An 11,236-nucleotide genomic window follows, 5' to 3' on the forward strand; every position below is an offset into this window, starting at 1 on the left:
TTATTATTGATTTGTTAGCTGATGCTTTATGGTTGACGCCAGTTGCTCAAAGCGTGAACGAAGCGGTGAACCCGGACGATAGGCTAACACGATACTGCGTGAAGGAACTGGATTGGTCGCTTTGACATAACAAACGCCGTCTTTCTGTTTTTCTTTAGGTAAAGACAATTCAGGCAATAGAGTGATACCAGCGCCGGCTGCTACCATGTTACGCAACGTCTCTAAGCTGGTCGCTTTAAAGCGCTCATCATCTTTCGCTCCAGCAGCGAAACAAAAGCCCAGCGCCTGATCGCGTAGGCAGTGCCCATCACCCAGTGAGAGAACGGTTTTACCATTCAGCTCTAGCATGTCGATCTCTTCAAGACCAGACCATTCGTGATCGCAAGGTACAGCCACGCTCAATGGCTCTTCATATACTGCAATTTCTTTGAATGGTGCCGTTTCGGCCACCGATGCTAAAACCAGACAATCGAGCTTGCCATCTTCCAACTGACGCACCAACTGGTTAGTCTGTGCTTCATGTAAGAACAGTTCTAGATCAGGGAATTGCTCCTTCAACGTCGGTACGATTTTCGGCAATAGATAAGGGCCAACTGTTGGAATAAAGCCTATGTGCATTGGCCCGGTCATGGCTTCACCTTGACCACTGGCCATATCACGGAAGGTTTTCACCTCAGATAGAATACGTTTGGCTTGACCCACCAGCTGCATGCCAGCATCAGTAAACAGTACTCTGCGACTACTACGCTCAAGCAAAGCAGTACCCAATTCATCTTCCAGTTTACGAATCTGACCACTTAAAGTTGGCTGGCTGACAAAGCAAGCTTCAGCCGCCTTACGGAAATGATTATGCTCAGCAAGAGCAACCAGATACTCAAAATCTCGGATATTCATCTTGGTAACTTACCTGTCTCAAAGTGATAGAGAAAAACTATTAAAACCATAGCATTAAACGATTAGAGCTATCAAAGAAAATTTTTAATAATAAGTCCATACAAACAAGGCAGCTTATACAAAGTGCTATAACGAAATACAACACATTAACCAAAAGGTACGATTATGTTTGCATCAAAAGAAGGTAAAAACGTCCCACAAGTAACATTTCCAACTCGTCAAGGTGATGCCTGGGTCAATATAACTAGCGATGAGCTTTTTAAAGGTAAGACAGTAATCCTGTTCAGTTTGCCAGGTGCGTTCACACCAACATGTTCATCAAGTCACCTGCCTCGCTACAATGAGTTGTTCCCAGTCTTTCAAGACCACGGCGTTGACGAAATTATCTGTGTCTCTGTCAACGATACCTTTGTGATGAACGCTTGGAAAAATGACCAGGAAGCAGACAACATCACTTTCCTACCCGATGGTAACGGTGAATTCACTGATGGTATGGGGCTACTGGTTGACAAGAACGACCTTGGTTTTGGCAAACGCTCATGGCGCTACAGCATGCTGGTGAAAGACGGCGTAGTAGAGAAAATGTTCATTGAGCCAAACGAGCCAGGCGACCCGTTCAAAGTGTCTGATGCTGATACTATGTTGAATTACATCGCACCTAACTACAAAACGCAGGAATCAATCACTGTATTCACCAAGCCAGGCTGTCCTTTCTGTGCTAAAGCGAAACAAAATCTTATCGACCACGGTCTTCAGTATGAGGAAGTGATTCTGGGTAAAGACGCAACAACAGTAAGCTTACGTGCTATTTCAGGCCGTACAACAGTACCTCAGGTCTTCATTGGTGGTAAGCACATTGGTGGCAGCGAAGAGCTTGAATCTTACCTAGGCTAATTCTATCGCTACCTCGGTTCTCCGGCTTTGCATAAGGTCGGGGAATTAATTACAGAACCCAGCCGCTATCTGAGTTTTACTCTGGTAGCGGAATCAAATTCATCTCCCCAGGTTGGCTAGGAAGCCTGGTCAGACAAAGCGAGAATCCAAAATGAAACAGCTCAATGTCGATGTCGCCATTATTGGTGGTGGTACAGCCGGTCTAGGCGCCTATCGCGCAGCCAAAGCACATACCGCTAGTGTCGTTATGATTGAAGGCGGACCATACGGAACAACCTGTGCTCGAGTGGGGTGTATGCCTTCCAAACTGCTGATCGCGGCAGCAGAAAGCGTGCACCAGATAGAAAAGGCACCGGGCTTTGGTATCCATCCGCAAGGTGAGATTGTCATCAATGGTCATGAAGTCATGGATCGCGTCAAGAGAGAACGTGATCGCTTCGTTGGCTTTGTACTTGAAGGGGTGGATGAGATCCCAGCTGAAAACAAAATCGCAGGCTACGCCAAATTTGTCGACAACAACACATTGATGGTGGATGACCACACCCAAATCACGGCTAAACGTATCGTGATTGCAACAGGCTCTCGCCCTGCTTATCCGAGTGTCTGGAATGAGCTAGGGGATCGTTTAGTCATTAATGATGATGTGTTTGATTGGGATGACCTGCCTGAATCGATAGCCGTCTTTGGACCGGGAGTGATCGGCCTTGAACTGGGTCAGGCACTGCATAGGCTTGGCGTTAAGGTCAAACTGTTCGGCCTCGGTGGTCAGGTAGGGCCGCTAACAGATCCTGAAGTGATGGCCTATGCCGACAAAGCGTTCAAAGAAGAGTTCTATCTTGATGCTGACGTGAAAGTCGAAAGCATGCAACGCAGAGAAGGTGAAGATAAAGTCGAGATCCAATTCATCAATCACGATGGCGAATTGGAAACCTTCATTGTTGACTATGTACTTGCTGCAACGGGTCGCCGTCCGAACGTCGATCAGTTGGCAATCGAAAATACCAAAGTTGCCCTTGATGAACGCGGGGTACCAACAGCCGACCATTACACAATGCAAACATCTGTAGACAATATTTTTATCGCCGGCGATGCCAGTAACCAGATTCCGTTGCTCCACGAAGCAGCAGATCAAGGCCGAATTGCTGGTGACAATGCAGGTCGATATCCAGATATCAGAGCAGGATTACGTCGTTCGTCAATCTCGGCGGTATTCTCCGACCCACAGATTGCAATGGTAGGTGAATCCTTTAAGCAGCTTGAAACTCGTCTAGGCAACTGTGGTTGCTTTGCGACAGGAGAGGTGTCTTTTGAAGGTCAGGGCCGTTCACGCGTTATGCTACGCAACAAAGGCGTCTTGCATGTCTATGGTGAACAAGGTACCGGGCGTTTCCTAGGAGCCGAAATGATAGGGCCCAATGCTGAACATCTTGCACACTTGCTGGCTTGGGCACATCAAAATAAGATGACCGTTTCAGAAATGCTCGATATGCCCTTCTATCACCCTGTGATTGAAGAAGGGGTTCGCACTGCTCTGCGCGACCTGAATGCGAAGCTGCACTTAGGCCCAGAGATGATTAAACACTGTCTTGATTGTGGACCGGGTTGTTAGTCCTGAACAGAAAATAAAAACGAGCCAATTGGCTCGTTTTTTATCATATAGACTCGTTATTTCTCAGCTGCAATCACAGAGATCTCTACCAACAAGGCTTCACGCGCCATATCAGCAGTAACACATGCACGAGCTGGAGCGTGACCTTCAGGAACCCATGCATCCCATACCGCATTCATTTCCTGGAAGTCTTTCATGTCCTTCAAATAAATCGTCGCAGACAACATATGCTCCTTGTCACTGCCAGCTTCAAGCAGCAGCTCTTCAACTTTATCCAACATAGTTTGCGTCTGTTCAGTAATGCCTTTCGTCGCATCCGCACACACTTGCCCACATAGGTAAATCGTGCCGTTATGCTTCACGATACGGCTCATACGTTGTTTAGTTTGTTGACGTTCGATCATTTTTATCACTTTCACGTTAGCTTGAGATATTATCAAGACACATGTTAACCAATAAACGACGCTCATGACATGCGACTACTGTAAAAACAGCAACTGGTTCTGGAAAAAAATAGGCCGTTGTCAGCGATGTATGGATCAGCTTACGGTGCTGTCGGTATTGTGCTGGGTCATCTGGTGGTTTGCCTTTGGGGATACCCCTCAAAGCATAGAGTCCATTGCTTTGATCATCGCAGGGTTTGCATTCAACGGCTTGCTATTCCTTCACCTCTGGATGCGCTTTGTCATTTTGCCTTGGCGACGCCGAAACAAAAAGGGTTAGAGGTAGTGGGTTTTGGGAAAACATTGTCGCTACCAGAAAAGAAAAAAGCCCCAAAATCAACGTCGATTCTGGGGCTCTCTTAGATTCTTCTAAGAAAAAGCAGTGGTACTTTAATAGACCCTGCTTTTTGAATAAGGTTCCCACAAACATTCGATCTTTTTTGATCTTTCTTCGAAAACCTTAACCATCAATACGTTAAGCAACATTTGCCCGTGCGATGGATTTCTCAACCAGATTCACTTCTAACGCCACTTCATCACAAGCGTGCTGACGAGGGCACTGATCGCAATCTTTAAGCACTTTCTCCGGTAATAGCGACTTCGATGTCGGTAGAAAATTTTGCTTCATAAAAAACTCGGGAGTACGAGTCAGAACGAACACTTTCTTGATCGCCATCTGGCGCGCTTTTTCCACCAAGTATTGTACAATCGCGCTACCCTGACCTTGCCCTTGCCAACCAGCTTCGACACCTAGTGAACGAATCTCGGCTAGTCCAGAGTCATACACATAGAGTGATGCACATCCGGTTACCTCGCCATGGTGCTCTGCGACCGCGAAAGAGCCAATATCTCTCACCAACTCACTGCGTGAACGAGGTAAGTTCTCCCCCATATTTGCCCAGTAGGTCACCATACCTTCTAGCGCTTCAATATCCGTTAAACGCGCAGGACGAACATTTACTGAAGAGGTATCCCGTTTGATAAGGCGCCCTTGCGCTTGCTCGACTGCATGAGCGACTTGCTTTGGAGAGACCCCGCCCAGAGCACTACGCTTCTCAAGGCACGACTCTATCGTCAGTATGCTGTAAACATCTTCTTCTATGACTGAGGAGAACTCTTTCAGTTCCGCAATCGACAGTTCCTCTAACGCACAACCTTTCGCAATGGCCCCCACTACCGCAACACCCACAATGTGGTGTGCCTCACGGAATGGGATGCCTTTAGCCACCAGATAATCTGCCAACTCAGTGGCATTCGCATAGCCTTGTTTCGCTGCTTCCAATGTACGCTCGCCGTTTACTTTGATGCCATCGAAACAAAGCGCCGCCATTTCCATACAGTCGTTCCAGGTGTCTAGCGCATCGAACAGCCCTTCTTTGTCTTCCTGCATATCTTTGTTGTAAGCAAGCGGCAATGCTTTCACCGTCATCATCATGCCAGCCAGTGAGCCGTAGACCCGTCCTGTCTTACCACGGATCAGCTCCAGCGCATCTGGGTTTTTCTTTTGTGGCATCAACGACGATCCAGAGGTCACAGTATCCGCAAGTTCGATAAAGTTAGACTCGCCCGAGTTGTAGAAAATCATATCTTCTGCCAAACGCGACAAATGAAGCATAGAGATAGAGGCTACCGACATCAGCTCCATGACATGATCACGATCGGACACCGAATCCAGTGAGTTACGTGTCGCACGGCGAAAGCCAAGGTTATGTGCCAGCTGCTCCCGGTCGATAGGGTAAGCCGTTCCCGCCAAAGCACCGGAGCCAAGCGGGCAGGTATCTAAACGTTCGATGGCATCATGAAGGCGTGAGTAGTCCCGCTCAAACATTTCCACATAAGCCAAACACCAATGAGCAAACGTCACCGGCTGGGCACGCTGTAAGTGTGTGTAGCCCGGCAGAACCGTTGCCTGATGCTCTTTCGCGACCGATACCATTTGAGATTGCAGACGATCCAATGCCATCAGTAGCTGTTGACCTTGCTGACGACACCAGAGTTTAAGGTCAGTCGCGACCTGATCATTTCTAGAACGGCCTGTGTGCAGTTTTTTGCCTAAGTCACCCACTTTACCAATCAGTTGTTGCTCAACCCATGAATGGATATCTTCCGCATCAGAACGAAGGATCTGATGAGGATCTTCCATCACTTCTAGCTTAAGTTCATTCAACGCCAGTTCCAGCTTCTGTTGCTCTTCTTCTTTAAGCACATCCACCGATAGCAACGCTTTCGACCAAGCGATTGAGCCGACAATATCTTGTTCTGCCAATCGGTAATCAAAGCGCAATGAATCGTTAAATTCTTTGAATCTCGTGTCTGCTGCTTGGGTAAATCTTCCGCCCCATAATGCCATTGCGTATCTCCTGATTACCGATGCTCACTGTCAGTGCGAACAGTTTTTTGATCTATTGCTATTTCTGGGTGAAACCCAGTATTTTTCTGATGGTTCAAACTTACGGCAATTCAAACCAAAAATAAAGTATTAATTCATTATTATTACATATTTATTCACGAATATTTTAAGCGCTGTTGTTATAGTTACCAAAAAACAACGAGCCCATTTGCTAAGCAAATGGGCTCGTCAGCTAAATAAGTTGAGGGTTACTTTTTCTGACTGTTCAGCGCACGAATGCGACTAGACAGTGAGTAAAGACGAATGAAGCCTTCCGCATGACTTTGATCATAAACTTCATCTTCACCAAAAGTAGCAAACTCTTCACAATAAAGGCTGTTCACTGAGCGCTTCTGGGTCACCGTAGCTTGACCTTTATACAGCTTAATCACGACTTCACCGTTTACGTCTTGAGCTAGTTCTTCTGACGCAGCGAGAATGGATTTACACAATGGTGTGAACCAACGGCCGTCGTACACAAGATGAGAAGCCTTAACGCCTAGCTCTTCACGGAATTCAAATGCGGTTTTATCCAGCACCAACTGCTCAACGGCACGCAACGCTTCCATCATAATCGTGCCCCCCGGAGTTTCATAACAACCACGAGACTTCATTCCAACCAGACGGTTTTCTACAATATCGATACGACCAACACCATGATTAGCACCTTTTTCATTCAGGTAAACAAGTGCGTTATAAGGCGTCATGTTTTCACCATCTACACCAACCACTTCGCCTTTTTCGACTTTCAGCGTCACGTATTCAGCTTCATTCGGAGCTTGCTCAGGATCGACGGTCCACACCCAGCAATCTTCATTAGGCGCATTCCATGTATTTTCCAGAACACCGCCCTCTGTAGAGATGTGCCATGCATTGGCATCACGTGAATAAATCTTCGTTAGTGAAGCCATACAAGGAATGTTGCGCTCAGCAAGGTAGTCTAGACACTCTTCACGGCTAACCAGATCCCATTCACGCCATGGAGCAATCACATGAAGATCAGGGGCCAAAGCGGCAAAAGCGCCTTCAAAGCGTACTTGGTCGTTACCTTTACCTGTACAGCCATGACAAAGGGCATCGGCGCCAACTTTACGCGCAACTTCAACCTGAGCTTTCGCAATGATTGGGCGAGCCATCGATGTACCCAACAAGTATTTACCTTCGTAGTAAGCACCTGTTTTCAGCGTCGGGTAGATGTAGTCTGCGACCATTTCTTCTTTCAGGTCCGCGATATAACACTCAGATGCACCTGAAGCTTTCGCTTTTGCTTCGATGCCTTCTAATTCTTCAGCGCCTTGACCAACATCGGCAACAAACGCGACCACTTCACAATCATAGTTTTCTTTCAACCAAGGGATAATCACGGAAGTATCCAGACCGCCAGAATATGCGACTACGACTTTATTTACTTTTAACTTGCTCATTTTCTTTTCTCCAAAATCCCGGCTCTGCGCGTGGCGGTCAGTGCTACGGGCGACTTTTCGTTCTTTTTGTTGTGCTCATGTCTTTACACAAGCGACTAATTCTTAGGCAAAAATTGTGTTCCGATGCTGTGCCCGGCAAACAGCTGCGCGAGCTTTTCAGGATAGCGCCAGGTAGCCACTTCTATTGGTCGGCCTAAATCATTAGCCGCTTCCAGTGCTGCATTAACTTTGACGATCATACCGTCAGTGATTACCTGCCCATTGATCAGACTTTGTGCCTCTTGCTCATCTAAGCTTTTGATCAGATGCCCTTTGCCATCCAAAACACCACTGACGTCTGACAACAAAACAAGCTCAGCATCCAAGGCGCCAGCAACGGCGACTGCAGCTTGGTCAGCGTTGACATTCATCATCTGGCCTTCGGCAGTCAGACCAATTGAGCTAATGATTGGCAATGTGTCAGCCGCTAAAATCGCCTGTAATACCGTAGAGTTACCCGGTGTCGCTTTACCAACAGCACCAAGTTCTGGATCCAACTCTTCAACCTGACACAGCCCACCATCAGCAAGGGACAAGCCAACAGCATTCAAACCGTCTTTGATCGCCTGCCCCTGAAGCATCTTGTTCGCCGTACCGGCTAAAGCACCTGCTATCAAGGCAATTTGCTCATAGGGAGTGACACGAAGCCCGTCTTTCTTCAGCGTTTCAATCTGAAGCTGGGCCATAAGATCGTCCACAAGATAACCTCCTCCATGGACGATCACGATTCGTCGCTGAGCCTGCTTCTGATAGTCAGCAATTGCACTAAAAACCTGACTTAACGTCTCAGTACACGAAAGGGCAGCACCGCCCAATTTGATCACTAATGGAGTTGGTTTGTTATCTGTCATTACTTTTCCCTTTACCGACTTGCTTATACAAGGGCAGTTAACTCTGGAAATCCGTAGTGGATATTTAAACATTGCATCGCTTGACTCGATGCACCTTTAAGCAAGTTATCAATCGCAGAAACGACAATGATATGCTCGCCTTGTACCTTCCAACCAATATCGCAGAAAGGTGTATTTTCAACATGTTGAATACTGGGTAACGACGCTTGGTGCAGGCGCACCGCAGGTTTATTCTCATATGCCGTATTAAATGCTTGTGAGACCTGCTGCTCACTCACTCCGCTAGCTAACTTCATGGTGATGGTCGCAAGGATGCCACGTTTAAAGTTACCTAAGTGAGGGGTGAAAATTACCTCAGTCCCTAGATGAGTCGCGATCTCAGGTTGGTGCCTGTGACCGAACACACCATAAGGCTGCAAACTCACTTCACAGAAACTGTTGGTCATCGATGCTTTCCGACCAGCTCCTGAGACACCACTGGTTGCATTGATTACTGGCCACTGAACAGCATCCAGCAACCCCGCCTCGACCAAAGGTTTAATCGCAAGCTGTGAGGCTGTTGGGTAACAGCCTGGCACAGCAATGAGCTGGCTGTGTTTAATAGCGTTGTGGTTCCACTCAGCAAGACCGTAAGCTGCGCTATCTAGCCAATCTTCATGTTGATGCTCAAAGCCATAAAATTCGTTATAGAAGCCGTGTTTCTTAACTCGGAAAGCGCCCGACAAGTCGAATAACTGACAACCTTGTTTCAAAAACGTAGGCGCAATGTCGTGGCTAACCTCATGGGCAGTGGCAAGAAAAACGATATCGCTTTCCGCCGCTACAGCATTGATATCTTTTAAAGGCTCTACAGGCTGACTGATAATACCCGCCAGTTTTCCATGTAGCTCAGAGATACATTTACCGGCATCAACACTATTGGCGGATACATATAAACCTGATAGCGTAAGTTGTGGGTGTTTATGCACCATCAGTGCTAACTCAGCTCCGGTATAACCGCTGGCGCCAATAATTGTAGTTTTGAGCATCTCAGACATCCATCAAGACCTTAAAGTCGTCACAAACCCAGTGACTATAAATTTAATAAACTTAGCTTTTAATGGTTTTTTATTCATTAAAACTGATTTATTATGTTTTTTACCTTCATTATTGATTTATGTCAACAGGCAAAGCGAACTTAATATGCAAATACCCAGTTTTCTTGAGGTCTACAAAGGCCTGATTTCTACCTCTTCCATCAGTTCAACCGATCCGAGTTGGGATGAAGGGAATGCAAAAGTCATTGAACAGCTTGCCAGTTGGATGCAAGACATAGGTTTTGAAGTCGACATTATCGAGGTCGAACCCGGGAAGTTTAATCTGCTAGGTAAAATAGGAAGCGGTGAAGGAGGGCTTCTGCTGGCTGGTCACAGCGATACAGTACCTTTCGATGAAGGCCGCTGGAGTTACGAACCTCACGCCCTCACAGAAGCGAATAACCGCTTCTATGGTCTAGGAACGGCTGATATGAAAGGTTTCTTTGCTTTCATTCTTGAAGCAGTAAAGAAGGTTGACTGGAGTAAACAAAGTAAGCCGTTATATGTCTTAGCGACGTGTGATGAAGAGACAACCATGCTTGGTGCACGTCATTTTACTGATAATGCACCATTCAAGCCGGACTATTGCATTATCGGAGAACCTACGAGCTTGGTTCCGATACGAGGCCATAAAGGCCATGTTGCCAATGCTATTCGAGTCACAGGCAAATCTGGCCATTCGTCAGATCCGGCTTTAGGGATCAACGCCATTGAAATCATGCATGAAATCCTTTTTGCCATGATGCAGTTGCGTGACAAACTCATCAAAGAGTATCACCATCCTGGGTTCGCGATTCCAAGCCCAACACTTAACCTTGGCCACATTCATGGTGGAGACAGCGCTAACCGCATCTGTGGTTGTTGTGAACTTCATTATGACGTGCGCCCTCTGCCGGGAATTAGTCTTGATGGCTTGGATAATATGCTCCGTGGTGCCTTAAAAGAAATCGAGGCAAAATGGCCTGGCCGGATTGATATAACACCTCTACACGAACCGATTCCTGGTTACGAATGTCAGCATGATCATCCTTTTATAGGAGGAGTGGAAGAGATATGCGGTATTGAATCAGAAACCGTCAATTACTGTACCGAAGCGCCTTTTCTTCAACAGCTATGTCCGACGCTAGTACTTGGTCCGGGATCTATTGACCAAGCTCATCAACCGGATGAATTTCTTGCGTTTGAGTTTATCGACCCTACTGTCAAGATACTTTCCAAGGCTATGTATAAATATTGCTTCTAGCCAGTCTAAGACGAATACTTCAGCACTCATCTCCGACACAAACAAGCCCGTTGCGTCAGCAACGGGCTTTAAATTTCAGTTCGACTGGGTTTCTCAATCAGTGGCTGCCCCTAATAAGTGATAACAGCGTCCGAGTTTGCGCTTAAACTGGACACGTTGGTCACAGACCAAAATAATACCGCAGATACGAAAAAGCCCTAACATTGCTGTTAGGGCTTTGTCTGAAATAAGTGGCGGAGCGGACGGGACTCGAACCCGCGACCCCCGGCGTGACAGGCCGGTATTCTAACCAACTGAACTACCGCTCCGCACTGGTTAGACTTAAAGTCTAAGTTTTTGCCTTTAGATTTTTCTAAAATCTAAAAACGAAATGT

Annotated in this window: 10 protein-coding genes and 1 tRNA gene; 4 read left to right on the top strand and 7 right to left on the bottom strand. The window is 46.7% G+C overall.

The window, feature by feature from the left end:
• Positions 1-3: 3 nt before the first annotated feature.
• Positions 4-894: a DNA-binding transcriptional regulator OxyR gene (oxyR, locus tag OH455_RS20450; protein ID WP_269982640.1), complete on the bottom strand. Its 891-nt coding sequence runs from the start codon at positions 892-894 to the stop codon at positions 4-6.
• 165 nt (positions 895-1,059) lie between these two features.
• On the opposite strand from oxyR, the gene OH455_RS20455 reads away from it, so the two are divergent.
• Positions 1,060-1,788 (top strand): redoxin family protein, encoded by a 729-nt coding sequence (locus tag OH455_RS20455; protein WP_045977762.1) that lies wholly within the window; start codon positions 1,060-1,062, stop codon positions 1,786-1,788.
• A 151-nt stretch (positions 1,789-1,939) separates the two neighbouring features.
• A complete protein-coding gene (locus tag OH455_RS20460; RefSeq protein WP_269982641.1) occupies positions 1,940-3,397 on the top strand; it encodes a dihydrolipoyl dehydrogenase in 1,458 nt (485 codons plus the stop codon).
• A gap of 56 nt (positions 3,398-3,453) precedes the next feature.
• Here OH455_RS20460 and OH455_RS20465 read toward each other — a convergent pair whose 3' ends face one another.
• On the bottom strand, positions 3,454-3,801 hold the full coding sequence (locus OH455_RS20465; RefSeq protein WP_006957166.1) for a RidA family protein: 348 nt from the start codon (positions 3,799-3,801) through the stop codon (positions 3,454-3,456).
• A 64-nt stretch (positions 3,802-3,865) separates the two neighbouring features.
• On the opposite strand from OH455_RS20465, the gene OH455_RS20470 reads away from it, so the two are divergent.
• A complete protein-coding gene (locus OH455_RS20470; RefSeq protein ID WP_269982642.1) occupies positions 3,866-4,120 on the top strand; it encodes a DUF3624 domain-containing protein in 255 nt (84 codons plus the stop codon).
• Positions 4,121-4,315: 195 nt separating this feature from the next.
• Here OH455_RS20470 and argH read toward each other — a convergent pair whose 3' ends face one another.
• From argH to argC, 4 genes are all read right to left on the bottom strand, one after another.
• Positions 4,316-6,190: an argininosuccinate lyase gene (gene argH, locus OH455_RS20475; RefSeq protein WP_269982643.1), complete on the bottom strand. Its 1,875-nt coding sequence runs from the start codon at positions 6,188-6,190 to the stop codon at positions 4,316-4,318.
• 248 nt (positions 6,191-6,438) lie between these two features.
• Complete coding sequence (locus OH455_RS20480) at positions 6,439-7,653, bottom strand: argininosuccinate synthase (RefSeq protein WP_269982644.1); 1,215 nt, start codon at positions 7,651-7,653, stop codon at positions 6,439-6,441.
• A gap of 95 nt (positions 7,654-7,748) precedes the next feature.
• Positions 7,749-8,543: an acetylglutamate kinase gene (gene argB / locus OH455_RS20485; RefSeq protein ID WP_269982645.1), complete on the bottom strand. Its 795-nt coding sequence runs from the start codon at positions 8,541-8,543 to the stop codon at positions 7,749-7,751.
• A 23-nt stretch (positions 8,544-8,566) separates the two neighbouring features.
• On the bottom strand, positions 8,567-9,571 hold the full coding sequence (argC, locus tag OH455_RS20490; RefSeq protein ID WP_269982646.1) for an N-acetyl-gamma-glutamyl-phosphate reductase: 1,005 nt from the start codon (positions 9,569-9,571) through the stop codon (positions 8,567-8,569).
• Between the two features lie 154 nt (positions 9,572-9,725).
• On the opposite strand from argC, the gene argE reads away from it, so the two are divergent.
• Positions 9,726-10,862 carry an acetylornithine deacetylase gene (gene argE / locus OH455_RS20495; protein WP_269982647.1) on the top strand — a complete coding sequence of 379 codons (1,137 nt, stop codon included), beginning with the start codon at positions 9,726-9,728 and terminating at the stop codon, positions 10,860-10,862.
• A 231-nt stretch (positions 10,863-11,093) separates the two neighbouring features.
• Here the strand turns inward: argE and OH455_RS20500 are convergent.
• Positions 11,094-11,170, bottom strand: a tRNA-Asp gene (locus tag OH455_RS20500).
• Positions 11,171-11,236: the final 66 nt, after the last annotated feature.

Source organism: Vibrio sp. T11.5 (assembly GCF_027587155.1).
Lineage (GTDB): Bacteria > Pseudomonadota > Gammaproteobacteria > Enterobacterales > Vibrionaceae > Vibrio > Vibrio neptunius.